At 63.8% G+C, this 25,341-nt stretch carries 24 protein-coding genes; 12 read left to right on the top strand and 12 right to left on the bottom strand.

Translation table 11 applies throughout. The annotated features are described in order from the left end of the window. The first annotated feature begins 60 nt into the window (after positions 1–60). The 9 genes from BGO80_RS05480 to BGO80_RS05440 all read left to right on the top strand — a co-directional run bounded on the left by BGO80_RS05480 (position 61) and on the right by BGO80_RS05440 (position 9,891). Entirely contained in the window at positions 61–1,080 is a 1,020-nt protein-coding gene (locus tag BGO80_RS05480; protein ID WP_126150629.1) for an ABC transporter substrate-binding protein, read from the top strand. Beyond that, the gene (locus BGO80_RS05475) at positions 1,077–2,111 is read left to right on the top strand and encodes a FecCD family ABC transporter permease (protein WP_386849554.1); all 1,035 of its coding nucleotides are present in this window, start codon (positions 1,077–1,079) and stop codon (positions 2,109–2,111) included. Before BGO80_RS05480 ends, BGO80_RS05475 begins: the two co-directional genes overlap by 4 nt. Beyond that, a complete protein-coding gene (locus tag BGO80_RS05470; RefSeq protein WP_286719757.1) occupies positions 2,108–2,872 on the top strand; it encodes an ABC transporter ATP-binding protein in 765 nt (254 codons plus the stop codon). The genes BGO80_RS05475 and BGO80_RS05470 overlap by 4 nt, the downstream gene beginning before the upstream one ends. A 152-nt stretch (positions 2,873–3,024) precedes the next feature. Beyond that, on the top strand, positions 3,025–3,954 hold the full coding sequence (locus BGO80_RS05465; RefSeq protein WP_286719756.1) for an ABC transporter permease: 930 nt from the start codon (positions 3,025–3,027) through the stop codon (positions 3,952–3,954). After that, positions 3,951–5,123: an ABC transporter permease gene (locus BGO80_RS05460; RefSeq protein ID WP_286719753.1), complete on the top strand. Its 1,173-nt coding sequence runs from the start codon at positions 3,951–3,953 to the stop codon at positions 5,121–5,123. Before BGO80_RS05465 ends, BGO80_RS05460 begins: the two co-directional genes overlap by 4 nt. Beyond that, entirely contained in the window at positions 5,120–6,124 is a 1,005-nt protein-coding gene (locus tag BGO80_RS05455; protein WP_286719751.1) for an ABC transporter ATP-binding protein, read from the top strand. The genes BGO80_RS05460 and BGO80_RS05455 overlap by 4 nt, the downstream gene beginning before the upstream one ends. A gap of 322 nt (positions 6,125–6,446) precedes the next feature. Beyond that, on the top strand, positions 6,447–7,448 hold the full coding sequence (locus tag BGO80_RS05450; RefSeq protein ID WP_286719749.1) for an ABC transporter ATP-binding protein: 1,002 nt from the start codon (positions 6,447–6,449) through the stop codon (positions 7,446–7,448). Between the two features lie 14 nt (positions 7,449–7,462). Next, positions 7,463–9,043: a peptide ABC transporter substrate-binding protein gene (locus BGO80_RS05445; RefSeq protein ID WP_286719745.1), complete on the top strand. Its 1,581-nt coding sequence runs from the start codon at positions 7,463–7,465 to the stop codon at positions 9,041–9,043. Between the two features lie 323 nt (positions 9,044–9,366). Beyond that, positions 9,367–9,891, top strand: a complete 525-nt coding sequence (locus BGO80_RS05440; protein WP_286719740.1) for a peptidylprolyl isomerase — start codon at positions 9,367–9,369, stop codon at positions 9,889–9,891. 131 nt (positions 9,892–10,022) lie between these two features. Here BGO80_RS05440 and BGO80_RS05435 read toward each other — a convergent pair whose 3' ends face one another. Continuing rightward, positions 10,023–12,065, bottom strand: a complete 2,043-nt coding sequence (locus BGO80_RS05435; protein ID WP_286719738.1) for a methyl-accepting chemotaxis protein — start codon at positions 12,063–12,065, stop codon at positions 10,023–10,025. A 170-nt stretch (positions 12,066–12,235) separates the two neighbouring features. Here BGO80_RS05435 and BGO80_RS05430 point away from each other — a divergent pair, with 170 nt between their 5' ends. Further along, positions 12,236–12,826 (top strand): TetR/AcrR family transcriptional regulator, encoded by a 591-nt coding sequence (locus tag BGO80_RS05430; protein WP_286719735.1) that lies wholly within the window; start codon positions 12,236–12,238, stop codon positions 12,824–12,826. 30 nt (positions 12,827–12,856) lie between these two features. Here BGO80_RS05430 and BGO80_RS05425 read toward each other — a convergent pair whose 3' ends face one another. From BGO80_RS05425 to BGO80_RS05400, 6 genes are all read right to left on the bottom strand, one after another. Continuing rightward, the gene (locus BGO80_RS05425; protein WP_286719734.1) at positions 12,857–14,446 is read right to left on the bottom strand and encodes an L-aspartate oxidase; all 1,590 of its coding nucleotides are present in this window, start codon (positions 14,444–14,446) and stop codon (positions 12,857–12,859) included. Between the two features lie 119 nt (positions 14,447–14,565). Then, entirely contained in the window at positions 14,566–15,732 is a 1,167-nt protein-coding gene (locus BGO80_RS05420) for a DUF4214 domain-containing protein (RefSeq protein ID WP_286719732.1), read from the bottom strand. 197 nt (positions 15,733–15,929) lie between these two features. Beyond that, positions 15,930–16,781, bottom strand: coding sequence for a fumarylacetoacetate hydrolase family protein (locus BGO80_RS05415; RefSeq protein WP_286719730.1), 852 nt, complete (start codon positions 16,779–16,781; stop codon positions 15,930–15,932). An 84-nt stretch (positions 16,782–16,865) separates the two neighbouring features. Then, positions 16,866–17,303: an RbsD/FucU family protein gene (locus tag BGO80_RS05410; RefSeq protein WP_126149236.1), complete on the bottom strand. Its 438-nt coding sequence runs from the start codon at positions 17,301–17,303 to the stop codon at positions 16,866–16,868. Beyond that, positions 17,303–17,590 (bottom strand): hypothetical protein, encoded by a 288-nt coding sequence (locus tag BGO80_RS05405; protein WP_286719729.1) that lies wholly within the window; start codon positions 17,588–17,590, stop codon positions 17,303–17,305. The genes BGO80_RS05410 and BGO80_RS05405 overlap by 1 nt, the downstream gene beginning before the upstream one ends. A 14-nt stretch (positions 17,591–17,604) precedes the next feature. After that, complete coding sequence (locus BGO80_RS05400; protein ID WP_286719726.1) at positions 17,605–18,354, bottom strand: GntR family transcriptional regulator; 750 nt, start codon at positions 18,352–18,354, stop codon at positions 17,605–17,607. A gap of 133 nt (positions 18,355–18,487) precedes the next feature. On the opposite strand from BGO80_RS05400, the gene BGO80_RS05395 reads away from it, so the two are divergent. Then, positions 18,488–20,038: a UxaA family hydrolase gene (locus tag BGO80_RS05395; RefSeq protein WP_286719724.1), complete on the top strand. Its 1,551-nt coding sequence runs from the start codon at positions 18,488–18,490 to the stop codon at positions 20,036–20,038. 202 nt (positions 20,039–20,240) lie between these two features. Here BGO80_RS05395 and hpt read toward each other — a convergent pair whose 3' ends face one another. Together hpt and BGO80_RS05385 are read right to left on the bottom strand one after the other, a co-directional pair. After that, a complete protein-coding gene (hpt, locus tag BGO80_RS05390; RefSeq protein WP_126149239.1) occupies positions 20,241–20,780 on the bottom strand; it encodes a hypoxanthine phosphoribosyltransferase in 540 nt (179 codons plus the stop codon). A 159-nt stretch (positions 20,781–20,939) separates the two neighbouring features. After that, positions 20,940–21,314 (bottom strand): RidA family protein, encoded by a 375-nt coding sequence (locus BGO80_RS05385; RefSeq protein ID WP_126149259.1) that lies wholly within the window; start codon positions 21,312–21,314, stop codon positions 20,940–20,942. Positions 21,315–21,463: 149 nt separating this feature from the next. On the opposite strand from BGO80_RS05385, the gene BGO80_RS05380 reads away from it, so the two are divergent. Beyond that, a complete protein-coding gene (locus BGO80_RS05380; RefSeq protein WP_286719721.1) occupies positions 21,464–21,760 on the top strand; it encodes a GNAT family N-acetyltransferase in 297 nt (98 codons plus the stop codon). Here BGO80_RS05380 and BGO80_RS05375 read toward each other — a convergent pair. From BGO80_RS05375 to BGO80_RS05365, 3 genes are all read right to left on the bottom strand, one after another. Then, complete coding sequence (locus BGO80_RS05375) at positions 21,757–22,818, bottom strand: DUF3298 domain-containing protein (RefSeq protein ID WP_164550232.1); 1,062 nt, start codon at positions 22,816–22,818, stop codon at positions 21,757–21,759. The genes BGO80_RS05380 and BGO80_RS05375 overlap by 4 nt on opposite strands. A gap of 69 nt (positions 22,819–22,887) precedes the next feature. Then, the gene (locus tag BGO80_RS05370) at positions 22,888–24,627 is read right to left on the bottom strand and encodes a sensor domain-containing diguanylate cyclase (RefSeq protein WP_286719717.1); all 1,740 of its coding nucleotides are present in this window, start codon (positions 24,625–24,627) and stop codon (positions 22,888–22,890) included. A 103-nt stretch (positions 24,628–24,730) separates the two neighbouring features. Beyond that, positions 24,731–25,330, bottom strand: coding sequence for an alpha/beta hydrolase (locus tag BGO80_RS05365; protein WP_286719715.1), 600 nt, complete (start codon positions 25,328–25,330; stop codon positions 24,731–24,733). Positions 25,331–25,341: the final 11 nt, after the last annotated feature.

The raw sequence follows: 25,341 nt of genomic DNA, 5'->3' as shown, positions 1-25,341 counted from the left end.
CCCCCCGGCGTAGAAGGCGCGCGCGGGCCCTCCTCGCAAAACGCTTTCCAAGGCCATCTCATGTTTCCTATCAAGTCCGGCGCCGCGCTGCTCAGTCTCGTTCTGGCGCTGGGAACAGTTCCCGCCTTTGCCGCCTCGACCAGCTATCCCCTGACGCTGGACAATTGCGGCGTCTCCGTCACCTTCGACAAGGCACCCGAACGCGCCGTCGCCCTGGGGCAGAACAGCGCCGAGATCATGCTGCTGCTCGGGCTTGAAGACCACATGGTGGCCACCGCCTTCTGGCCGAGCAAGGTGCTGCCCGAGCTCGAAGCGGCCAATGCCAAGGTCAAGCTCCTTACCGTCGAACAGCCCAGCCTCGAGGCGGTGCTGGCCGAAAGCCCCGACTTCGTGGCCGCGCAATTGCCATTGCTGCTTGGCCCGGAGAGCAAGGTGATCAAGCGCGAGGACCTCGAGACGCTCGGCATCCCCGGCTATCTCTCTCCCGGCGTCTGCACCACCCGCCAGGATACCAAGGATGTCTATGGCAGCCGCGATGCGCTGTGGAACATGGATCTGCTCTACCAGGAAATCGACGAGCTCTCCCGGATCTTCGACGTGGCCGATCGCGGCCAGGCGCTGATCGCCGATTTCAAGGCCCGCGAAGCCGCCCTGCGCGCGCGCGTCGGCACGGCCAACCAGGACCTCTCCTTCGTCTTCTGGTTCTCCAGCCCCAGCCCCGCCGATGACGCCTATCTCGGCGGCAAGAACGGTGCATCCGGGTTCATTGCCGACCTCTTGGGTGGCCACAATGCCATCACCACCGAGGCCGAATGGCCCACCATGGGCTGGGAAGGCATCATGGCCACCAATCCCGATGTCATCGTGGTCGCCGATCTCGATCGCAATCGCTGGGAGCTCGACAAGCCTGCCAACAAGATTGCCTTCCTCAAGTCTGACCCGGCCGTCAGCCAGCTCGACGCGGTCAAGAACGACCATATCGTGGTTATGGACGGCCAGGCGATGAACCCCACTATCCGCACCCTCTATGGCGCAGAGCAGGTGGCCGCCCAGCTCGAGAAGCCCGGTCTCATCCAGTGATCTGGCACGACAGGCTTGCGGGAGCCGGGCTTGGCCTGTTGCTCCTGCTCTCCAGCCTCCTGCTGGTGCTGGCCATTGCCGCCGGCACCGGCATCGGCGAGATGTCGATCCCGCTCGATGTCACCTTTGCCGCATTCACCAATCGGCTGGGCTGGACCGCCATTGCCCTGCCGCCCATCCAGGAAAGCGTCATCTGGGACTATCGGCTCAGCCGCGCATTGGTCGCCGCCTGCTGCGGCGCCGGCCTCGCGCTCAGCGGAGCGGTGCTGCAATCGCTGTTGCGCAATGCCCTGGCGGAGCCCTATGTGCTGGGCATTTCCGCCGGCGCCTCCACCGGGGCCGTGGCCATCGTCATTCTCGGGGTCGGGGCGGGCACGCTCACCCTCTCCGCCGGCGCCTTTGCCGGCGCATTCGCCGCCTTCCTCTTCGTCGCCCTGCTCTCCAATGGCGCGCGCGGGGGGGCGGGCAAGACCATCCTTGCCGGTGTGGCCGCCTCGCAATTGTTCAATGCCCTCACCTCCTATGTCGTCACCACGTCGGGCAATGCCCAGCAGGCCCGCGACGTCATGTTCTGGCTTCTGGGCAGCTTTGGCGGCGTGCGCTGGCCCGAATTCTACCTCGTGGCCGCCGTGGTGGGCCTCTGCTTCCTCGTCTGCCTCTATTTCGCCCGCGCGCTCGACGCCTTCGCCTTCGGCGACGACGCCGCCGCCTCGCTCGGGATACCAGTAGGCGCGGTGCGGTTCGGGCTGTTTGGCGTCACCGCGCTGATGACCGCCACCATCGTCTCCATGGTCGGCTCGATCGGCTTTGTCGGCCTCGTCGTGCCTCATGCCGCCCGCTTCATCGTCGGCCCCAACCACGCCCGTCTGCTGCCCACCTGCGTGGTTGCCGGTGGCATCTTCATGGTGCTTGCCGATATCGTCGCCCGCGTGGTCATGCCCCAGCAGGTGCTGCCCATCGGCGTGGTGACCGCACTTGTCGGCGTGCCGTTCTTCGCTATCATCCTCTACCGTTCCAAGGGGGCCGCATGACCATCGCGGCCAAGAACCTCTCCTGGTCCATCGGGCACAAGCGCATCGTCGACGATGTATCGCTGCAAGCCCAGCGTGGTGGCATGCTGGGCCTGTTGGGCCCCAATGGCTCGGGCAAGTCCTCGCTGCTGCGCCTGCTCGCCGGGCTGCGGCGCCCTGAGGCCGGCATGGTTACCCTCAATGGCCAGGACATCGGCCGCATCGGCCGCCGTGCTCTCGCCCGCCGCGTGGCTTTGGTCGAACAGCATGCCTCGACCGAGGCCAATGTGCGGGTGCTCGATGTGGTCCGGCTCGGCCGCATTCCCCACCGCGCCCCGCTTTCGGGCTGGACCAGGGCCGACGACCAGGCCGTGCGCGAAGCGCTTAGCCGCGTCGGCATGCTCGATCGGCAGCACCAGTTCTGGCACAGTCTTTCCGGCGGCGAGCGCCAACGCGTCCATATCGCCCGCGCCCTTGCCCAAACCCCGACCGAAATCCTGCTCGACGAGCCCACCAACCATCTCGACATCCAGCATCAGATGGAACTGCTGCAGCTGATTTCGGCTCTCCAGCTCACCAGCATCATCGCCCTGCACGATCTCAACCACGCCGTCCTGTTCTGCGACCAGCTGGTGGTGATGGAAAGGGGCCGCATCGTCGCCCGCGGCACTCCGGAAACCGTTCTCACGCAACAGCTTTTGCGCGATGTCTTCCGCGTCGATGCGCGCGTCGAGACCAGTCCGCACCACGGCAAGCCGCATATCCACATCCTGTCGGCCTGACCCGCGCCCCTTTTGCCTGCGTCAAACTGCGCAAAATTATTTTCCTATAACGCGGCGCGGTGGATTGATTGCCCGCCCATTTGCTGATGCATATGGGCGATGTGCTCCCCAGCGCCCGGCTATAAGCAAACCATTTCAAGCCAGACTTTCTGATGTACTCCTATATCCTGCGTCGCCTGGGCATGATGGCCGTGACTTTGTTCGCCATCATCACGCTCACTTTCTTCCTCATGCACGCTGTGCCGGGCGGGCCCTTCGTGTCTGAGCGCATGCTGGCGCCCGAAATCTCCGCGGCGCTCAATGCCAAGTACGGGCTCGACCTGCCCATCTGGCAGCAATATTTCAATTACCTCGCCCGTATCCTGAGCTTCGATCTCGGGCCTTCGTTCAAATATCCGGGCGTCTCGATCAATTCGATGATCGCCGCCGGCCTGCCGGTGACGCTGCAGACCGGCCTTTTGGCCGTCATCTGCGTCGTCGCCGTCGGCGTGCCTTTGGGGATCACCGCCGCGCTCAACCGCAATCGCTGGCCCGATACGCTGGTCATGGCCATCGCCACGCTTGGCGTCGCCATCCCTTCCTATGTCATTGCCACCGTGGCGCTTTATGTCTTCGCCCTGCGGCTGGGCTGGGTGCCCACCTTCGGGCTCGATGACTGGCGCGGCTATATCCTGCCGGTCATTGCCCTCTCCGGCTTCTGGATTTCCTTCGTCTCGCGCCTGACGCGCTCCTCGCTGCTCGAAACGCTCGAGCAGGACTATATGACCACCGCCCGCGCCAAGGGCCTGAAACCCGGCCAGATCCTGATCAAGCACGGCTTGCGCAATTCGCTCCTGCCGGTGGTCACCGTGCTCGGCCCGGTTGTCGCCAATCTCGTCACCGGCTCCTTCGTCATCGAGCAGATTTTTGCCCTGCCCGGCATCGGCCGGCAATTCGTGCTCTCGATCACCAATCGCGACTACACCGCCATCATGGGCATCACCATCTTCTACGCCGCCATTCTCATGGTCATGATCCTCATCGTCGACCTGCTCTATGTCTGGCTCGATCCCCGCATCAAGCTCAGCAAGGCCGCCGCATGACCCAGATCGCTCCCGAGATGTGGGCCAAGCTGCCGGCGGACGCCACCCAGGCACCCCCGCCACCGCCCGCGCCCACCTATGGCCAGGAAGTGCGCCGGCGCCTGCTCGCCAACAAGCCGGCCATGGCCAGCATCGTCTTCATTGTCGCGCTGGTCATTGCCGCCTTTTTCGGTCCGGCCTTGTCCCCGCACACCTATTTCCGCCAGGACCTCAAGCTCTCCAATATCCCGCCTGTTTTCGAGACCTATGCGGTCACCAGCTCCACCGGCGAAACCACCCACTTCTTCCTCAACGCCTCCAATTTCAACCTCTACGAGGTCGATAGCGAGGGCCACGTGCTCTCTCTGGTGCGCGGCGAGCGTCGCGACATGATCAAGAAGAGCCAGGCTTTCGAGTTTGGCGACACCACCGTCACCCTCGACTATTCCCGCCTGCCGCCGCGCCTGCTGCTGGCAGACGGCAGCGAATTGCGCCCCTCCGGCTGGAGCTGGAACCGCACCTATATCTTCGGCACCGACCAGCTCGGGCGCGACATTCTCGTGCGCCAGCTCTATGGCGCGCAGATTTCGCTCACCGTCGCCTTTGTCGCCACCCTGGTGAACTTCTTTGTCGGCGTCTTCTATGGCGGCATTGCCGGCTATATGGGCGGCAAGGTGGATGCGGTGATGATGCGCTTTGTCGAAATCATCTCCACCATCCCGCTGACGCTCTATGTCGTGCTGCTGATGGTTGTGTTCGATAGCGGACTGCTCTCGATCATCATCGCCATCGGCTCGGTGTTCTGGGTCGATATGGCGCGCATCGTGCGCGGACAGATTCTCTCGCTCAAGAGCCAGGATTATGTCGCCGCCGCCCGCACCATGGGGGCTTCCCCGGCGCGCATCCTCACCCGACACCTGCTGCCCAATTCCATAGGCCCGATCATCGTCACCCTGACCATGCTCATCCCCTCGGCCATCTTCATCGAGAGCTTCATGAGCTTTATCGGTCTCGGCGTCACCCCGCCGCTGGCCAGCTGGGGCTCGCTGACCTCCGAGGCCGTCGAGACACTGCGGGCCTATCCGCATCAGCTCTTCTTCCCTGCCGCCGCGATTTCCCTGACCATGTTTGCCTTCAATTTCCTGGGGGATGGCCTGCGCGATGCCCTCGATCCGAGGTTGCGCGGATGACCCAGCCCATTCTCTCCGTCCGCGATCTCGCCACCTCCTTCTTCACCCGCCGCGGCGAAGTCCAGGCCGTGCGCGGCGTCAGCTTCGATGTCTTTCCCGGGGAAATGCTCGGCCTCGTCGGCGAGAGCGGCTCAGGCAAGTCGATCACCTGCATGTCGGTGCTGCGCCTGCTCAAGGCCGGCGGCCGCATCAAGGGCGGCAGCGCCAGTTTCGAGGGCACCGATCTGCTGTCGCTCGACGAAAATGCCCTGAGCGAACTGCGCGGCAATCGCATCGGCGTCATCTTCCAAGACCCCATGACCTCGCTCAATCCCACGCTCAGCGTAGGCGAGCAGGTGATGGAAGCCATTCTGCGCCACCGCAAGGCCAGCCGCGCCGAGGCCAGGGCCCGCGCCATCGAACTGTTCGAACTGGTGCGCATCCCCTCGGCCGCCACGCGCCTCAAATCCTATCCGCACGAATTTTCCGGCGGCATGCGCCAGCGCGTCATGATCGCCATGGCTTTGGCCTGCGACCCCAAGCTCCTGATCGCCGACGAGCCGACCACCGCGCTCGACGTCACCATCCAGCGCCAGATCCTGTCCTTGCTCAAGGACCTGCAGCAGCGCCTGGGCATGTCGGTCATCCTCATCACCCACGATCTCGGCGTCATCGCCGAAGTGACAGACCGGGTGTTGGTGCTCTATGGCGGCCTGGTCATGGAAACCGCTCCGGTGCGCGATCTCTTTGCCCGCCCGGCCCATCCCTATACTGTCGGCCTGCTCGGCGCCGTACCCGATCTGCGCGACGACACCCATCGCCGCCTCACCCCCATCCCCGGCAGCCCGCCCAATATGCTGGCGCCACCGCCCGGCTGTCCCTTCGCCCCGCGCTGTCCCCACGCCATGGCCCAATGCCTCGCCGCCCTGCCGCCGCTTTTCGGCGCCACCCACCAATCCCGCTGCTGGCTCCAGCACCCCGAAGCGCCTTCGGTTCCGGGTATCCACGAGGTGGCGGCATGATGAGCGATAGCTTTGCACAGGCGGCCCCACCCCCACCCAACCTCCCCGTGATCGGGGTCGGCTTTAACACTGGACGCATGGCGACAACCGGAGGCTTCGGCTCCAGCGCCCCCTCCCCCCTTGAGGGGGAGGGCCGGGGTGGGGGGTGGTTCAGTGAGCCACTGATGGACCCCCACCCTCAATCCCTCCCCTCAAGGGGGAGGGAGGCGAAGGCTGCACACTGGCTCACTGGCACCGCACCACACTCGATCGGTCCCTCCCCCTCCTTCAGGGGGAGGCTAGGTGGGGGTGCCGAGGCCGGCGCAGCCAGGGGTATTTCCGCATGACCCAGCCCCTTCTCACCCTGCGCGATGTGCATAAGCATTTCCGTCTGCCCGGCCCGGTCTTCGGGCCCAAGCCGGTGCTGCGCGCCGTCGATGGCGTCGATCTCGAGCTGATGCGCGGGGAAACCCTCGGCCTTGTCGGCGAATCCGGCTGCGGCAAGTCCACCCTCGCCCGCACCGTCATCCGCCTTCATGAACCCACCTCCGGCAGCATCGTCTTTGACGGCGAGGAGGTCGGTCAGACCGCCGAAAGCCGGCTCGGAACCTTCCGCCGCCGCGTGCAGATGATCTTCCAGGACCCCTATGCTAGCCTCAATCCGCGCATGAGCGTGGGCGAGCTGATTGCCGAGCCCATGGACATTGCCCGTATCGGCACGCCGGACTCCCGCCGCAAGAAGGTGGCCGAACTGCTCGACCGCGTCGGCCTGCCCGCCGATGCCGGTGCACGCTTTGCCCATGAATTCTCCGGCGGCCAGCGCCAGCGCATCGGCATTGCCCGCGCCATCGCGCTCGAGCCCGATCTGGTGATCTGCGACGAGCCGATCTCGGCCCTCGACGTCTCAGTGCAGGCGCAGGTGGTCAATATGCTCGAGGACCTGCAGGCCGATCTCGGTCTCACCTACCTCTTCATCACCCATGACCTGTCCATGGTCCGGCACATCTCGGACCGCATCGGCGTCATGTATCTGGGCAAGATCGTGGAGCTGGCCACCAGCGCCGATCTCTACCATCGCCCCTCTCACCCCTATACGCGCGCTTTGCTCTCGGCCATTCCGGTGCCCGATCCGGAAGCCGCCCGCGCCGCCGAACCCATGCAGGGGGAAATCCCCAGCCCCATCGATATTCCCTCGGGTTGCCGTTTCCGCACGCGCTGCCCGCTGGCCACCGAGCTTTGCGCCCGGGTCGAGCCGCCGCTGACCGATATCGGCAGCGGACATCTCTCGGCCTGCCATTTCGCCAAGGAACTGGCGCAAGAGACGACCGGGGCTTCGGCCCCCTAACAGGAGAGAACGCAATGAAGAAATTGGTTCTGCCGCTGATCACAGCGGCACTGCTGGCAACCACTGGCGGCGTCTTCGCCGCCGGGGAATTGACCTATGTGGTCAATAATGAAAGCGCCAAATACGATCCGGGCACCACGGCCGAAACCTTCGCCGCACCGATCATCGGCAACACCTTCGAGGGTCTGGTTCGCATGAACCCCGAGGGCGAAGTCATTCCCGCCCTCGCCGAAAGCTGGGACATTTCCGAGGACGGCCTGACCTATACCTTCCATCTGCGCGATGCGAAGTGGTCCGATGGCCAGCCGGTCAAGGCCTCCGATTTCGTCTATGCCTGGAAGCGCGTGCTCGATCCGGCCACCGGCGCCATGAACTCGCAGATGCTCTACCACATCGTGGGCGCCGAAGAGGCCTTCAACGGTGGCGACGCTTCGGCCATTGCCATCTCGGCCCCCGATGACAAGACGCTGACCTTCACGCTCAAGCAGCGTGTCCCCTACATGCTGCAGCTGCTCAACTACCCGGCCTTCTACCCGGTACGCGAAGACGTGGTCTCCGCCGATCCGGAAGGCTGGACCCGCAACCCGGCCACCTTCATCGGCACCGGCCCGTTCCGCGTCACCGCCTTCAACCAGGGCGAGTCGGTCGTGTTCGAGAAGAACCCGAACTATTACGACGCCGACGCCGTCAGCCTCGACAAGCTCACCTTCCGCCTGATCCCCGATCCGGCAACGGCCCTGGCCGCCATGGAAGCCGGCGATGTCGACGGCATCGAGTCCGTCCCTGCCCCTGAAATTCCGCGTCTGTCGGTGGAATCTGATGCCTTCCTCGTCGTTCCGGCGCTGGGCACCACCTATGCCTTCTTCAACCCGCACCAGGCGCCCTTGGACAACATCCATGTCCGCAAGGCGCTCTCGATGGCCATCGACCGCTCGGAAATCATCGAATTCGTGCTGCAGTCGGCCGACACCCCGGCCCTCGGCCTCGTGCCCCCGGGCATGAGCCTTGCCGGTGAAGACTTCACCGAAGGCCGTGACACTTTCGGTCTCGCCGATACTGCCGAAGTCGAAGCCGCCCAAGCCGAACTGGCCGAAGCCGGCTACCCCAACGGCGAAGGCTTCCCGGCAACGCTCTACGTCACCTATTCCTCCCCGCCGATCGAAAAGCTGCTCGAAGCCATCCAGCAGATGTGGAAGGAAAACCTCAATATCGACGTCAATATCCAGGCGTCCGAATGGCAGGTCTACTACCCGGAAGTCCAGAAGGTCGAATACCAGATCGCCCAGATGGGCTGGGGCGCCGACTATCCGCACCCCATGACCTTCCTCGACAACTTCGTCACCGGCAGCGCCAACAACCTCAACAACTGGTCGAACGCCGACTACGACGCCGCCATCGAGGCCGCCAAGACCGCGACCGATGAGGCGACCTCGCGCGACGAGATGCGCAAGGCCGAGGCCATCCTGATGAACGACCACGTCATCCTGCCGCAATATCATCGCTACAACTACATGATGATGAGCCCCAAGGTGACCGGCTTCTGGCGCTCGCCCCTCAACGTCCCCTATTTCCGCGACGCTGAGATCAGCGAATAATCCCACTCCCAACCCCCGCCTCCGGGCGGGGGTTTTCGAACTGTATTTTTGGCTCCTGCCCTACCTCTCCCTTGCGGGAAGTGTTTACTTCGGACGTTTTGGCAATAGTCTTGAGCTCTTGCGCCTCCCTCCCCCTTGAGGGGAGGGATTGAGGGTGGGGGTCCATCAGTGGATCACTGAACCACCCCCCACCCCGGCCCTCCCCCTCAAGGGGGGAGGGAGAGTTGGAGCCGAAGCCTCGGTGCGCCCAAAGTGAGCGCTCCCCTCCTTCAGGGGAGGCCGGGTGGGGGCCGACCAAATCACCAACCTCCCGGATAAGCCCCGTGACCGTACCCGTTCTCGTCGAAACCGAACTCGGCGCCTTCACCCTCGCGATCGAGAGCGAACGCGCCCCGATCACCGCCGCCAATTTCCTCGCCTATGTCGATGGCGGCCATCTCGACAGCGCCACTGCCTATCGCATCGTCACCCTTGCCAACCAGCCCGCCGCGACGGTGCACAAGATCGAAGTGGTGCAATGGGGCCTGCGCAGCGATGAGCAAAAGCCCTCCCCCTTCCCCGCCATCGCCCACGAAACCACCGAGACGACCGGCCTTCGCCATCGGCACCTGACCATTTCCATGGCCCGCTTCGCGCCCGGCAGCGCCAGTTCGGAATTCTTCATCTGCATCGGCGACCAGCCCGAGCTCGACTTCGGTGGCCGACGCAATCCCGACGGCCAGGGCTTTGCTGCCTTCGGCACCGTCACCAGCGGCGAAGACACGCTCATGGCCCTCTTCGCCAGGGCCGAGCCCGACACCGAATACCCCGCCACGCCGCTCAAATTCCGCAAGGTCACCCGCGCCTGACACGGCGCGAGGCGGCACCGGCGCGGCGCGACCCTGAGGTCAAGCGCCGCGCCGGTCTGATCACCCCCCCCCGAGCCCGGGATAGACCTGTTGGGCGTGGTCAGTTTCCACCTTGCCGCTATTACAGCAAACTAGAACTCGTTCCAGTCCGTGCTGATCGCGGCATTGCCATTGCTGATATAGGCCCGCGCCGCCTGCACCATGCGGACACCGGTACTGGGCTTGGCCTTGGGCCTCGTTGAACCGCTATCCACCGCCGCCGGCGCGATCTTGAAGATATCGACGATGGTATCGAGATCGCGGGCCTGGGCCTCGGTCTGCTCGATGGCGGCATTGGTTTCTTCCACCAGCGCCGCATTGTGCTGGGTCATTTCGTCCATCTGGCGCACTGCCTGGCGGATCTCTGCGATGGCGGAGGACTGCTCGCCATTGGCCACCGAAATATCGTGCATCAGGCTGGCATTCTCCTGCACCGAAATCAGGATCGTGTCGAGTTTGGCAGCGGCCGTGGCCACGAGCCTGCTGCCCGCATCGACTTCGATCGAGCTCTGGTCGATCAGTGCCTTCACGTCCGAGGACGCCTGGGCTGCCGACTGAGCCAGGCGCCGCACTTCCACCGCCACCACGGCAAAACCCTTGCCGGCCTCGCCGGCACGCGCGGCCTCGACCGAAGCATTAAGCGCCAGGAGGTTGGTCTGGAAGGCGATGTCGTCGATCATGCCGATAATGTCTGATACCTTCGCCGATGAGGTGGAGATGCGGCCCATGGCACCGGTGGTTTCCTTCATCACCGCGCCGCCCTCATTGGCCAGCTGCGCCGCCCCGCGGCTGCGTTCATAGCCATCCATGGCCTTGCGGGCATTGATTTCCACCGCCTGGGTCAGCTGCTCCATGGCAGCGGAGGTTTCCTCGATGGCCGCGGCCTGGCGCGTGGTGCGCTCGGACAAATCATTGGCACCGGTCAGGATTTCATTGGTGGCGGTGCGCAATGTGCTCGAGGTTGCGCGCAGGCGCGAAACAACATCGGAAAGCGTGTCGGCAACCAGATTGGTGTCGGCGCCGAGCTTGGCAAAGGCCCCCTCATAGCTGCCGGACATGCGCTGGGTCAGGTCGGTCTTGGCCAGCGCGGCCAGGACATCCCCCGCTTCGCTTAGCGCCTCTTCGGTGCGCGTCAGCATCATGTTGAAATTGGTGGTGATCCGGCTGACATCGGCGTCGGCGAAGCTGCCCTCGATACGGCGCGAGAAATCGCCCTTGACCGCAGCGGAAACAGCGCCATCGAACTCGCCCTGGAAGCGCTCCATCATCTGGGCGCGCTCGAGCGCCCGCTGCGCCCGGTCGGCTTCTTCCTCGCCCAGCGCCGCCACGCGGATGCCATTGTCCTTGAACACCTGAACGGCGCCGGCCATGCGGCCAATTTCGTCGGTCCGGCCGGCATGGGGGATGGCGACGGAGAAATCGCCATCGGCAATGCCGATCATCGCATGGGTGATCTGCTGGATCGGCCGCACCACGGCGTTACGGGCAAACACCGCCGAACCGATGAGGATGAGGATGACCAGGCCACCAAGCGCCGCGCCGGTGACCTGTCCGATGGCCGAGGCATTGGCCGCCACGGCCTGCATCTGTTCGGCCGTGAGCTTGGCGGTATCGACACCCTCGGCGAGCAGGGCCCGCGCCTGTTCAGAAAAGCCAGACATCTCCCCCTGGATTGCCGCTTCCTGGGCGTCGAATGCCCCGCTATTTCCAGCGGCGATGTCGCGCTCGATCACTGTGCGCAATTGCGGCACCAGCGCCATGTAAGAGCCAACCAGCTGCACGGTGGCGTCGATGGCCTCGACCTCCGCTTCGTTTTGAATGCGGGCCCGAGCATCCGCCAGCACACCGATCAGGGCGGCGTGGTTCGTGTCGATGTTGTTCTGTGCCGAGGCGATCTGGATGGAGTTGGTGGCAAGACGGAAATCGCGCGAGCCGATGCGAACGCCGCGGAAATAGCTCTCGGCAGCGACGAGGTCAGTTGCAGTCGCGGCCGCTTCCATGGCTCGATTGGTGTCACGGATGGCATTGTTGTTCATCACGAAAAGCGCCGTGACCATGATGGCGAGGAAGAGCATGCCGATGGCCGAAATCGCGGTCATCTTGGTAGACAAATTCATTTTGGAAAGAAGCGACATTATGGTCTCACAAACGAATTGATAACCATACAAGACCATTAACAACTTAACATATGGTAAGTTATGATCGGCTTGGGCTTTAAAATTCCGTTAAGGTCACCCTCCTGACGCTGGCCATAGCGTAAGGAAAGGGTTAAAGCCCTGTTCTAACCCGTCGCGGGAGACAGGGGATGAACAAAAAATACAGCCGCACGCAGACCGCCATAAGCAATTCGGTTTTGAAACTGGCCAGCACGCTGGACTTCAAAGACATTACCGTGCAGATGGTGATCGATGATGCCGGAACAACAAGACCAACATTCTACAATCACTTTCGAGATGTAGAAGACGCAGCGCGTTTTACTGCCATATCCATGATGTCGGTGACGACAGAGGTGCCGCCGCAACCTGCCGAATGGGTGCCCAGGGACGCAGACTTCATCGCCAACCGCATCCGCGTCCAGGTCCGGCCCGTACTCGAAATCGTCGCCAGTCACCGCGCCTTCTTCCGCCGGGTGCTGGAGCAGGCTGCAAATCTCGACTATTTCAACCAGACCGTGGCCATGTTCATGTCCAAGGCGGACTGGGAATTTCGCATGGCGACCGAGAAAGTGCGCTCCAGCACCGACATGGATGTGCTCGAGATCGTCGCCAACGGCGCCATGTGGATGGTGATCAAGTGGACGCTGGGCGACAACGAGGCCAGCGTGGACGAATTGACCGACCGCTTCGCCCTCACGCTGACCGCGCTTGTCAGTGGTCAATTGCTCCAGACCGAATAGCCCTTTGGCGACGCGGCACCGCGTCGGGCCCTATCGCGACGCCGCTCGCAGAGCCAGCGCCTCGCCAAGCGTCATTTCGGTATGGTGTTCCCAACGCGGATCGGGCTCGGGAAAATCGGTGCGGAAATGACCGCCGCGGCTTTCGGTGCGCTTCAGCGCGGCGGCGGCGACCATGGTCGCCGAGGTGGTCATGTTGAGATAGGCAGTCGTGACCTGCTCGGCCTGCGCCTCCAGCACCGCGATATCGCGCAGCGCCTGCTGCAGGCCCTCGCGATGGCGCTCGACGCCGACCAGATTGGTCATGATCCCGCGCAATTGCTGCACGGCCAGCGAATTGCGCAGCACTTCCTCGGCCCGATTGCCTTCCGCCTCGTCCCATTCGATGCCTTTGAACGGCGCCAGTTGGCCCGCCGGCTCCAACCCGCCGATATCCTCGGCAATGCGCGCGCCATAGACCACGGCCTCGAGCAGCGAATTCGACGCCAGCCGGTTGGCCCCATGCAGCCCCGTGCACGAGGCCTCCCCGCACACCCAAAGCCCAGGCAGCGAAGAGCGACCGCGTTCGTCCACCTTTACCCCGCCCATGTGGAAATGCGCCGCCGGCGTCACCGGGATCATCTCGGCCACCGGATCGATGCCGGCATCGCGGCAATATTTGGAAACGGTGGGGAAGCGGGTGAGAATAGCGGCGCCCAGCACCTCTCTGGTATCGAGAAACACCCGCCGCCCCGCCTGAATCTGGCGGAAATTGGCGCGGGCGACGATATCGCGCGGTGCCAGTTCCGCATCGGGGTGAATGGCCGGCATGAAGCGCTCGCCCCGGTCATTGACCAGGATCGCCCCCTCCCCGCGCAATGCTTCGGTGGCAAGCGGCGCCGGGTCGGCGCCGGTGGCAATGGCGGTGGGATGAAACTGCACGAACTCGGGGTCGGCGATCACTGCCCCCGCCCGCGCCGCCATACCCATGGCGTGGCCCCGCACCCCCGGCGGATTGGTGGTCACCGCATAAAGCCCGCCCAACCCGCCGGCCGCCAGCACCGTGGCCCGCGCCCGCACGAAGATCGGCTCGGAATAACGATCCCCCAGCTTGCGGCAATAGACGCCGACGACGCGTCCATTCTCCCGCGCCAGGCTCAGCGCCGTGATCCCCTCGACGACACGGATGGACGGCGTGCGCCGCACCTGAGCGATAATGGCCTGCATGATGGCCCGGCCGGCCCGGTCGCCCTCGACCTTGACGATGCGATTGGCGGAGTGGGCCGCCTCCCGCCCCAGCTCGAAATTGCCGAAATCGTCACGATCGAACGGCGTGCCCCAGCGCGCCAGGTCCTCGATCCGCGCCACCGCCTCGGCAGTCACCCCTTCAGCCGTACCATGGTCGACAATGCCGGCCCCCGCCATTTCGGTATCCTGCGCATGGGCATGGGGGCTGTCGCCCTCTCCCATCGCTGCCGCTACCCCGCCCTGCGCCCAGGCCGAGGATGCCCCGGTGCCCAGCGGCTTGGGCGAGAGCACCGTCACCGGCCGCGGCGCCAGCTTGAGCGCGGTAAACAATCCCGCCAGCCCCGCTCCCACGATCAGCGCCCCATCGGCATAAAGCGTATTGTCGAATGTGGTCATGGCGTCCTCCCGCCTTGGCGGGATACGCCCCACGCGCCCGCGGCACAAGCCGCCCCAATCAAAAAGGCCGGTCACCCCGAAGGACAACCGGCCCCACGCCTCGGGGGAGGAGCGTGTATTCAGGCGATCCAGATGCCGTTATCGATCTGCGCCGCCACCTGCTGCTGGTTCTCCTCGCTCTCCGAGAAGAAGGCGAGCAGGTCGCCGCGATTGGTCTGGTTGTTGTCCAACCGCTGCACCCAGTAATTATAGCCCTCGCTATCGGCACCGCGATCGAGCGTATGCAGGTAGAGCAGTTCCACGAACCGTGCATTGGACACGGTCTCGACCGTCCCGAAGGTGCGCACGAATTCGGGGGAATGGATGAAACTGTCGGCAATGGCAGCGAGGCTGACATTGCCGGTATCGAGCCGGCCGATCCAATAGGTCAGCCCCTCGGCATCGGGCATGCGGTCGAACGCGGCCTGATAGAGCCGATAGGCCATGCCCGCATTTTCCCCGCCACCGGTATCGAGATAGAGCGTGCCCTCGAAGAACTCCACGCGCTCCACATCCTTGAAATAATAGAGCGTGTCCTCCTTGGCGAACACCACCGCATTCTTACCGGAGGCGAAAGCCATGCCTTCCGAGCTCTGCGCAAAGGTAACCGTATCGCGCCCACCCTTGCCATCGATATAGGTCGAGCCATTGGGCACGAGGAAGCTGTCATTGCCCGCGGTGCAATAGCGCTGGTAGGCGAAGGTCTCGGGGTTCACCTCGCCATCGGGATCGAGATTGTCGTCGGGGTCGAGCGCACCGCCAATGCTGAGCAGCCCCAGCACATCCCCCAGCACCCCACCCAGATCGAGAACGCCGCCATCGAGAATGCCCGTCAGGTTGAGCAGGCCGGACTCGGATAACAGCCCGTCAAGCTCGAGAATCCCGGTGAGGCCGGAGGTCAGCCCACCCAAATTGCCCAGATTGCCCAGGCCACCGAGCCCGCCCAACCCTGCCCCATCCAGCAGGCCGTAGGAGATGATCCCGCCATTGTCGGGCAGCACGACCAGCTTGTCGCCGCCCAGATTGAGCGTCACCAGCCCCTCTTCGAGCAGCGACACATCGAGCAGCGAGGCCAGGCCTCCCGTGCCGCTGGTTCCACCGGAGCCGCCGGTCAGGTTGCCGACCAGATTGGTCACCGGGCCGAGCGGTAGAGCACCACTTCCACCGCCGCCTCCTGCACCACCGCCACCGCCCAGAAGCCCGGACAAGGTCTTGTCGAGATTGAGCACGCCACCCAGAATAGCCATTGTGAACTCCCTAGATACTGTTGCCGGTCTCCGCGGGACATCGGCCCCAAAATGCCGGTTCAGCCTCGACGCTAGGGGCAACAGTTAAATGGGATGGCAACGTCTTCATCCGCACAAATGCGGATCAGGCTGGCCCAAGGCAAAACACCCCCCGGACCAGCGATCCGGGGGCGCAATGTCTAAAACCAACCTGGCGATCAGGCGCTATAGGCCCGCACGTTCTGCGTTTGCTCGCCCAGCCCCTCGATGCCGAGGCGCATGACATTACCCGGCTTGAGCCAGACCGGGTCGGGCTTGATGCCCATGCCGACACCCGGCGGAGTGCCCGTCGAGATGATGTCGCCCGGCTGCAGGCTCATGAACTGGCTGACATAGGAGACTATGGTGGCCACCCCGAAGATCATGGTCTTGGTGGAGCCGTTCTGATAGCGCTTGCCATCCACTTCGAGCCACATCTTGAGGTTCTGCGGATCGGCCACTTCGTCCTTGGTGACGACCCAGGGGCCGATGGGACCGAACGTGTCGGCGCCCTTGCCCTTGTCCCAGGTGCCGCCGCGTTCGGTCTGGAAATGCCGCTCGGACACGTCGTTGATCAGGCAATAGCCGGCCACATGGTCCAGCGCGTCCTTTTCCTCGACATAACGGGCTTCCTTGCCGATGACGATGCCCAGTTCCACTTCCCAGTCCGGCTTGATGGCGTTCTTGGGAATGATCACGTCGTCGTTCGGCCCGATGATGGCGCTGGTCGCCTTCATGAAGATGATCGGCTCAGCCGGAATGGGCGAACCGGTCTCGGCGGCGTGGTCGGCATAATTGAGGCCGATACAGATGAACTTGCCCACCTGCCCGACACAGGGGCCAATGCGCTGGCCGGCATCGAGCACCGGCAGTGCATTGATGTCGGCACCGGCGATCCTGGCGAGCCCTTCGGGCAGCAGCGTCGCGCCGGCAATGTCGGAGACGATGCCGGAGAGATCGCGCACGGTGCCGTCGGCAGCGAGAATGGCGGGCTTTTCGGCGCCCTTGGCGCCAATGCGGAGCAGTTTCATGGCGGGGTCTCCCTATGATGTGGCCTGTCCATACAGGCTGACATGTTAGCCTGTCGAGGCCGACCTTGGATCAATCCGTTCGCTTTATGCGGCAGCGGGACGGATGATGCCCTTCTTGAGAATGATGTTGCCGTAAAGGCGCGCTTCCCCGGTCTGCACCACCGCCGCCGCCGTGCGCGCCCGCTCGTAAAAGGCAAAGCGCTCTATGGTGGAAAAGCCCTGCCCCGGCTCGTGCCGGGTGATGATGGTCTCGAATTCCCCATAGATGGGCGGCCGCGCCGCCGCATCGCCCACCACCGCCATGCCGATGGCGGCGGCATCGACGAAATCGTCGAGCGGCATCAGCGTCAGCACCGCGTCAAGCACCTGCGTGGCCGAAACCCCGTCGAGCCGCATCACCTCGGGCCCCAGATACTCGGCCGGAAAATTGGCGTCGACGATGACGATCTCATCGCCATGGCCCATGGCGCGCAAGGCATAGAGCAGGTCAGGGCCCAAAATGGGCGGAATGGACTTGAGCATTATTGATCCTCTTCACTCTCCAGGCCCAGGGCACAGCTGCGGTTGAGCCCGGTGCCCGGGGCATTCTCGAATGTGCATCTGGTGGTGGGCGGATCGCCGCAGACCCGGGCCAGCTGCTTGAAGCCCACGCATGTCCCATCCGGACCGCGATAGCCGGGCCCGCCCTTGCAACCGCATCCCGTGCAGGCCGGGCGATCCGGACAATTGGCCAGTGCCGGCCCGGTGCTCCCCACGAGCCCGAACAGCAGGCCGGTAATCGCCAAGACCAGACTCAGGCGCGGTGCCATCGCCATGCTCCGTCTCAACCGAACGGAAAATCGTCGGTGTCACTGGCAAATTCCGCCCCGTCGTCAAACAGCTCGGGATGTTCACGTGCAAAGGCGAACAGCTCCACCATCACCGCGTCGATATGGGCGCGGATCGCGGCGATGGCCTGTGGCGCATCACCTGCCAGGATGCCGTCGAAAATCGCCTGATGCTCGGCAATGGTCAGCGCCAGCCGGCGCGGGGTGATGATCAGCCGCCGCGCCCGGTCGAGATTGGCGCGGGCCCGGTCGATGATCGACTTGACCTTGGAGAGCCGCATAGTGCGGAAAATGGTGTCGTGAAAACCCACATCGATCTGGTGGAAGATTTCCGCGTCGTCCCGGCTCGCCGCCTCGCGCTGATCGGCCATATTGGCATGCAGCGCCGCGATCACCTCGGCATCGTGCTTGCCGATCAGCACCCGCAAAGCCTCGCTTTCGAGGCCTTTGCGGATCAGCATATATTCCCGCACATCGGCGATGCGCACCAGCGACACGGTGGTGCCACGCTGCGGCGCAATATCCACCAGCCCCTCATCGGCTAGGCGCGCCAGCGCCTCGCTCACCGGAAAGCGCGACACCCCCAACTGCGTGCAGATCGCCGCCTTGTCCACCACCGCGCCGGGCGGCAGCGCCAGCGTCACGATGGCGTGGCGCAGGCTATTGGTGACATCGATGGTAACGCTGCCGCGCGAGAATGTCCCCGCTGCGGGCAGAAAATCATAAGGACCGGCTTCCGTTTTCATGCTAACATGTTAGTTAGGGTCTCAGTGCTTGACAATGCCGAAGCGTCGTCACCGCCCGCAATCTGCGGGCAAACCCCGACCAGGTAAAGCGCCGATCCGTGTTTCCCCAGGCCCCCGGACTCAAGACACCGCCATGACCGACACCCTGATCCGCCCGCAAGGCAAGACGCTCGTGCTCAACCCCTCCGACAATATCGCGGTGGCTTTGGCCAATCTCGATGTCGGCGCCGAGACCGCTCAGGGCGTCAGCATCGTCCGCCGCGTTCCGCGCGGGCACAAATTCGCCACCCGGCCGATTGCGGCGGGAGACGCGGTGGTCAAGTTCGGCCAGATCATCGGCTTTGCCAAGGAACCGATCGCGCCCGGCGATTGGGTGCACGAGCACAATTGCGGCATGGGCGGGCCCGACGGCACGCTGGTACACGACTATGCCTTTGCCGAGGGCGCTATCCCCGTCGACTTCCTGCCCCAGGCGCAGCGCGCCACCTTCGAGGGCTATCGCCGCGCCAATGGCAGCGTCGGCACCCGCAACTATATCGGCATCCTGACCTCGGTGAACTGCTCTGCTACCGTCGCCAAATTCGTCGCCGAAGCCATCAACCGCTCCGGCATTCTCGATGATTACCCTGAGATCGACGGCGTCGTGCCCTTCGTGCACGGCACCGGCTGCGGCATGGAAAGTCGCGGCGAAGGCTTTGACATCTTGAAGCGCACCCAATGGGGCTACACCTCCAACCCCAATCTCGGGGCGGCGCTGCTGGTGGGTCTCGGCTGCGAAGTGTTCCAGATCGGCCGCATGAAGGAACTCTATGGCATCGAGGAAAGCCAGACGTTCCAGACCATGACCATTCAGGAGCGTGGCGGCACCAAAAAGATGATCGAATGGGGTGTCGAAAAGGTCAGGGAAATGCTGCCCACCGCCGCGGCGGCCCGCCGCGAGACCGTCGATGCCAGTCATTTGACCCTGGCGCTGCAATGCGGTGGCTCCGACGGCTATTCCGGCATCACCGCCAATCCCGCACTCGGCTATGCCGCCGACATCCTGGTGCGCAATGGCGGCACCGCCATTCTCTCGGAAACCCCCGAAATCTATGGCGCCGAACACCTGCTCACCCGCCGTGCCGCCAGCCGCGCCGTGGGCGAAAAGCTCATCCAGCGCATTCATTGGTGGGAAGATTATACGCGGCGCAACCATGGCGAGATGAACAACAATCCCTCGCCCGGCAACAAGCTGGGCGGGCTCACCACCATTCTCGAAAAGTCGCTGGGTGCTGCCGCCAAGGGTGGCACCACCCCGCTCACCGCCGTCTATGAATATGCCGAAAAGGTCACCGAAAAGGGCTTTGTCTTCATGGACACGCCCGGCTTCGATCCGGTCTCGGCCACCGGCCAGGTCGCCGGCGGCGCCAATATCCTGTGCTTCACCACCGGCCGTGGCTCCGCCTATGGCTGCAAGCCCGTCCCCTCGATCAAGCTCGCCACCAATTCCGATGTCTATGCGCGCATGACCGACGACATGGACATCAATTGCGGCGATATCGTCGAAGGCGTCTCCATCGAGCAGAAGGGCCAGGAAATCTTCGACCTCATCCTCAAGGTGGCGTCGGGGGAAGAGACCAAATCCGAAGCCCTTGGCTATGGCGACAACGAATTCGTCCCCTGGCAGGTCGGGGCGGTGATGTAGGGGCGCTGCCCCGTGATCGTGCTATACGCGCAGAGCGTCACCCTCGGGCTTGACCCGAGGGTGTTTTGTTTTGGCGGTTGCTGAAAGTGAAGACCCCTTGGGTCAGGCCCGAGGGTGACGAGCGGTGGCCTAAGCCCCTCATCCGCCTTGCGCTGCGCGCAATCCACCTTCCTCCACAAAGGGAGAAGGGAAAATCGGTGCCCTATTCGACGAACCGCACCTTGCCGATATGCGGCAAATTCCGGTTGCGCTGGGCATAGTCGATGCCATAGCCGACCACGAATTCATCGGGAATGTCGAAGCCGATCCAGCGCGCCGGCACCTGCGTTTCGCGGCGGCTGGGCTTGTTGAGCAGGGCACACACTTCCATGCGGCGGGGATGGCGGGTTTCGAGAATCTCGAGCACGTGCTTGAGCGTATGGCCGGTATCGATGATATCCTCGACCACCAGCACGTCGCGCCCGGCGATTTCGCCGCGCAGATCCTTCAAGATCCGCACCTCGCGGCTCGATTCCATCGCGTCGCCATAGGAGGAGGCTTCGAGGAAATCCACCTCGACCGGCAGGTCGATCTCGCGCACCAGATCGGCGATGAAGATGAACGAGCCGCGCAGCAGCCCCACCACCACCAGCTTGTCGGTGTCGTGAAAAGTCTCGGTGATTTCGGCCGCCAGCGCCTCGACGCGCGCGGCAATCGCCTTGGCCGAGATCAACTGGTCGACGACATAGGGGGGCTTTGACACGGGATCAGTCACTCTCGCTGGCGCTGTCGAAAGGATCGGGAGCCGACATTGTGTCCGGCTTTGGGGCGCGACAGCCTCGCCCCATCCATGCGCCCACTGCTCGCGCAAAGCGTCGGTCCGGTCAAGCCGCCGCCGCGTCGCGACCCGGGTTTTCCGCCCTCAGGGCCGCCGCGCCACCAGATCGATTTCCACCAGCGCGCCAACGGCCAGCGCCGTGACGCCGACCGTCGTGCGCGCCGGCAATTTGCCGGGCTCGAAAAAACTGGGCCAGAGCGCATTGAGCGCGGCATAGTCGCGTTCGAACTGCGTGAGATAGATGCGGGCCATGGTCACATGCTCGAGCCCCAGCCCGATGCCGCCGAGCACGATTCTGAGGTTCTCCACCACCCGCCGCGTCTGCGCCTCCACCCCCTCGGGCAGCGGCGCATCGGGCGCCGCCGGATCGGTGGGCATCTGCCCGGTGATGAACACCCAGCCATCGGCCTCCACCGCATGACTGAACGGGGCGACCGGACGCGGGCCGGAGGAGATCATGTGATGCAATAGCGCGCTCATGGCGGGTCTAGGTTGGGTGGAATTGCGATCAGCATCGCTCCGGCAGCGTGGCTGTCAACCGTCTCCCCTTGCGAGCCGTTCATAATCCGTTCAGACTCCGGCAAGACTCACAACTAAAGGGGCTGGTCATGGCCGAAGGCGAGTACGAGATCCGGCGCGAGCAGAGCGCCACCAGAGGCCGCTATGTCATCGACCTTGCCCCCGGTTTCGAAGCCGAAATGACCTATCGCTGGTCCGAAGGCGGCCCCATGGTCATCGACCATACCGGCGTGCCCCCCGAATATGAAGGCCGCGGCATCGCCGCCCAACTGGTCAAGGCCGCCATCGCAGACGCGAGGGCAGAGGGGTTCAAGATCACCCCAGTCTGCCCCTATGTCGTCGTGCAATTCCGCCGCCACCCAGAATGGGCGGATCTGCACTCCTAATAGCCGTAGCGAATTTTATCAGCCTTCTCAGACAGATACGGCTCAAGATCGGTCCAGGACACCCGCGCCGTCGGCGCGCCATACGCATAGGCGGAGACCTCGTAAGGCTCGAACTGGATCAGTAGCCCGTAATCATCGGAAAAGTCCCAGCGCGTCGGATCGACCGCCACCAGGGCAACGACGTTGCTGTTGTCATCGAGCATGAGATTGTCGCCATGCTCGGCCTGGAGTGCCGCCAGCGTCAGCGCCGTCAGCTTCTTCTCCCAGCCCTTGCCGGTAAACATATCCGTAGCCTCGAGCCCGCGCTTCTCATCGACGAGATAGTGCAGGTAGGAGAGCGAATAATTGCCGTGCGCAGCGCCGTGGCCATACCAATACGTGTTTACTGCCAATGAGATACGGCCGGTTCCGGCTTGTTCCTGAACGGTGATCTTGTTGTCGGTATTGCTGGTGTCGTCGTCTTGTCCGTCCCCTTCGCCGCCCTGGGCAGCGAACATGCCGAGCTCGACCTCACCCTGCTTGCGCACGAATTCGTTGAACGCCACCGCATAGGGTTCGCTCGAATCCAGCTGTACAAGCGTCTGCTCGTGCTGGGCCACGGGCCAATTGGAATCGGGATCATCTGCCTCATAGGGATCGGGCAGCGCCGCATAGCGTGACTGCGGATAGAACCGCCGTCCATCCATCATTCGGCTGGTTTCGAGCACCTGGCTGCGGCTACTGAAAATATCGACGAGGCACGACACCCCGTTCTCGCTATAGGAGCCCTTGGCCATCGGCTTGGCATCGGAGGTGCAGGCCTTCTGCGCATAGTCCAGCCAGATGCGCTGATCGGCGCGCACGGCGTCAAGCGCCGCCTTGGAGAGCCCGCCAATCGCCGTTTCATAGGTCTTGCTCAGCCGCTCATCGGCCCGAGAAAGCTCGGGATTGTCGCAGATTGCGTGCTCGAACGGCGTTGACGCCTTGGCGCAGTCAAAACTGGCGGCCTGCGCCACCATCACCGTCGGCGCCGTGAAGCCGGCAATCGCCATTGCCACAACAGGAAGAAATTTCAACACCTTACGCCTCCTCGGCATGCAAGTTTCTGGATCAGGATATCCGGGATTTTTACGGCCGACAAACGGGGGTCAGGCCGTGCGCGGCTGCATCTGCATCTTGGCGTCGAAGACGACAACCATATTACGCCCGCGCTCCTTGGCCATATAGAGAGCCGCATCGGCCATATCGGCAGCAAGGTCGAGATTGTCGCCGCGCTCGGCCAGGCACGCGCCGACACTGATCGAGATCGCCATCTGCTCGCCGGCCGGCCCGATGACGGGCGCCTCGGTGATGGCCGCCATCAGCCGCAGTGCCGCCGGTCGCAGCGCCGCCGCCGCACAGCCGGGCAGCAGCACGATGAACTCGTCACCACCCCAGCGCGCGCAGCTGTCACCGGTCCCCATAATGGTGCCGATCCGCCGCGCCACCTCCAGCACCACAGCATCACCGGCGGCATGGCCATAATTGTCATTGATGGTCTTGAACCGGTCGATATCCAGAAGCATCAGGCCATAATCACCTGCCGCTGCGGCCTGCTCATGGGCCTCTGCAAAACCGCGGCGGTTGAGAATACCCGTCTGCCCGTCGCGAAACGCCAATTGCTCGAGCTCGCGCGTTCGCTCGCGCACCCTTGCTTCGAGCAGCCGCGTATTGTCGTCCACGGCCGTCGCCATCTCTGTAAAGGCGGCCGAAAGCCGGCCGATTTCATCCTGTTGCCCCACGCCCATATGCAGGGCCGGACCATAGTCCCCTTCTCGGGCGCTGCGCACCACGCCCTCAAGCCGCACCAGCCGGTCGAGCACCTGTCGCTTGAACACGAGGACCAACATGATCGTCCCCAACCCCATCACCGATATCAGCAGCAGCCCGATGGGCAGGAACAGCTGCCGGTCGATGATGGCGTCGACATCCATCAAGGTCACATTGTACCAGCCGAGCCGGTCGAGATAGCCCACGCCCACCAGCGTAGGCTTGCCGCCGATATCGACGAAAGCCGAGCGCGCCAGCGTCTCCCCGTCGGTGACATCCTCCATCAGTCCACGCAGCACGGCCTCATCCTTGGGGCTGTCCACCAGCGAGAACACGGTGCGCTTGGCCCGGATATCCTCCGAGAGGCTGGCCAAATTGACCAGGTTCTGGTCGCGATGTGCCTGCACCAGACCGCGGCGATCGACGAACATCGAGGTCACGCCGACCTGGGGCACATTGACCACTTCCTGAATGAAGGCGGTGAGGTCGATGCCCGTACCCAAAACCCCGAGCACCGTGCGTCCCTCGCGGATGACGCAGTTCATCCACACCTTGGTCACGCCCAGATTGGCGTCGTTGTCGACATTGAGATGGCACCCGTCACCCAGCGACTTGGTGGCGAAATACCAGGCGTCGCGGGGGTTGTCGGCGCTCACCGCATAGCGCAGCTGGTTGCCGGCATAGCCATTGCCGGCATCGTTGAAATAGTAGTTTTTTGAAGCGTCGATGACGAAGAAATAGGAGCGATCGGCAAAATTCTGCCGGTAGTGCTCAAGCTCGGCAATGCCACGGCGCTTGAGCACGGGATCGTCCTCATTGCGTGTCCAGTCGCGGATCGCCTGGCTGCCCGCCAAGGTCTCGGCTAGCGACACCTCTCGAATCAATGTGCCCAGACCGCGATGGCGATCATAAAGCACCTGCTTTTCGGCAAAGAGCGTGCCGAGCTGGATAACGGTCGACGCAACGATCCAGTTGAAGGCGAAATAACTGGGGACCGCCACCAGCGCAAAGGCCAGCACCACGAAAATCAGCACCCTGGAGGTCAGGGAATTGGTGATTGAGCGGCGAGGCGCAGGCATGCTCGGGATCCGGTTGGTGGATGCGGGGCCCTCCCGCGGACTTATCCTTGCGCAAAACGCCTATAGACTCTGTTAACGCCCAACCAACCGGAACCGCCTGCCCTTAGGCCCGCAACCAGGCCTGGATAGCCAGCAATTCCTCGTTGCGCACCTCATGGCCGCCCTCGTGCCAGGCCAGCTCTGTCTGGGCACCGGACCTCGAAAAATAATCCGAAAGCGCTTGCGTTGCCCCGGCTGGCGCAATCGGGTCGCGGCGCCCCGCTGTGATCAGCACCCGCCGATCGCTGAAATCGGCTGCGGGCGGCGCAAAGGGAATGAGCGGATGCATCAGTATCACCCCATCGAACAGGTCGGGCGCAGCAAACATCACCGAGGCCAGAATATTGGCACCATTGGAATAACCCAGCCCCAGCACCTGGCGCGGCCGCTCCGCGCCGATCGCCTCGCGCACGAAGTCGGCCATGGCGCTGGTCCTCATGGCAAGATCGGCCATGTCGTAGATGCCTTCGGCGGTCCGCTTGAAATAGCGGAGCGCGCCGCCCTCGCTGACATCGCCACGCGGCGCAACCCTGCGGGCCTCCGGCAGCAGTTGTCCGGCCAGCTCGAAAAACTGGTTCTCGTCCCCACCCGTACCATGGAAGAGGAAAATCACCGGCGCGGCGTCGTCGGCGCCCGGGGCAGAACGGAATTGATACATGGCCATGCTGTCTCTCC

The sequence above is a fragment of the Devosia sp. 63-57 genome, assembly GCF_001899045.1.
Taxonomy (GTDB): Bacteria; Pseudomonadota; Alphaproteobacteria; order Rhizobiales; family Devosiaceae; genus Devosia; species Devosia equisanguinis.
This window is presented reverse-complemented; position numbering and strand designations above follow the sequence as displayed.

Bases quoted from the DNA above. Each gene is read 5' to 3' on its own strand.
- BGO80_RS05435 (WP_286719738.1), bottom strand. From the start codon at position 12,065: ATGTCGCTTCTTTCCAAAATGAATTTGTCTACCAAGATGACCGCGATT.
- BGO80_RS05460 (WP_286719753.1), top strand. From the start codon at position 3,951: ATGACCCAGATCGCTCCCGAGATGTGGGCCAAGCTGCCGGCGGACGCC.
- BGO80_RS05470 (WP_286719757.1), top strand. From the start codon at position 2,108: ATGACCATCGCGGCCAAGAACCTCTCCTGGTCCATCGGGCACAAGCGC.
- BGO80_RS05395 (WP_286719724.1), top strand. From the start codon at position 18,488: ATGACCGACACCCTGATCCGCCCGCAAGGCAAGACGCTCGTGCTCAAC.
- BGO80_RS05455 (WP_286719751.1), top strand. From the start codon at position 5,120: ATGACCCAGCCCATTCTCTCCGTCCGCGATCTCGCCACCTCCTTCTTC.
- BGO80_RS05405 (WP_286719729.1), bottom strand. From the start codon at position 17,590: ATGGCACCGCGCCTGAGTCTGGTCTTGGCGATTACCGGCCTGCTGTTC.
- BGO80_RS05420 (WP_286719732.1), bottom strand. From the start codon at position 15,732: ATGGCTATTCTGGGTGGCGTGCTCAATCTCGACAAGACCTTGTCCGGG.
- BGO80_RS05380 (WP_286719721.1), top strand. From the start codon at position 21,464: ATGGCCGAAGGCGAGTACGAGATCCGGCGCGAGCAGAGCGCCACCAGA.
- BGO80_RS05410 (WP_126149236.1), bottom strand. From the start codon at position 17,303: ATGCTCAAGTCCATTCCGCCCATTTTGGGCCCTGACCTGCTCTATGCC.
- BGO80_RS05480 (WP_126150629.1), top strand. From the start codon at position 61: ATGTTTCCTATCAAGTCCGGCGCCGCGCTGCTCAGTCTCGTTCTGGCG.
- BGO80_RS05385 (WP_126149259.1), bottom strand. From the start codon at position 21,314: ATGATCTCCTCCGGCCCGCGTCCGGTCGCCCCGTTCAGTCATGCGGTG.
- BGO80_RS05450 (WP_286719749.1), top strand. From the start codon at position 6,447: ATGACCCAGCCCCTTCTCACCCTGCGCGATGTGCATAAGCATTTCCGT.
- BGO80_RS05430 (WP_286719735.1), top strand. From the start codon at position 12,236: ATGAACAAAAAATACAGCCGCACGCAGACCGCCATAAGCAATTCGGTT.
- BGO80_RS05415 (WP_286719730.1), bottom strand. From the start codon at position 16,781: ATGAAACTGCTCCGCATTGGCGCCAAGGGCGCCGAAAAGCCCGCCATT.
- BGO80_RS05365 (WP_286719715.1), bottom strand. From the start codon at position 25,330: ATGGCCATGTATCAATTCCGTTCTGCCCCGGGCGCCGACGACGCCGCG.
- BGO80_RS05400 (WP_286719726.1), bottom strand. From the start codon at position 18,354: ATGAAAACGGAAGCCGGTCCTTATGATTTTCTGCCCGCAGCGGGGACA.
- BGO80_RS05445 (WP_286719745.1), top strand. From the start codon at position 7,463: ATGAAGAAATTGGTTCTGCCGCTGATCACAGCGGCACTGCTGGCAACC.
- BGO80_RS05425 (WP_286719734.1), bottom strand. From the start codon at position 14,446: ATGACCACATTCGACAATACGCTTTATGCCGATGGGGCGCTGATCGTG.
- BGO80_RS05465 (WP_286719756.1), top strand. From the start codon at position 3,025: ATGTACTCCTATATCCTGCGTCGCCTGGGCATGATGGCCGTGACTTTG.
- BGO80_RS05370 (WP_286719717.1), bottom strand. From the start codon at position 24,627: ATGCCTGCGCCTCGCCGCTCAATCACCAATTCCCTGACCTCCAGGGTG.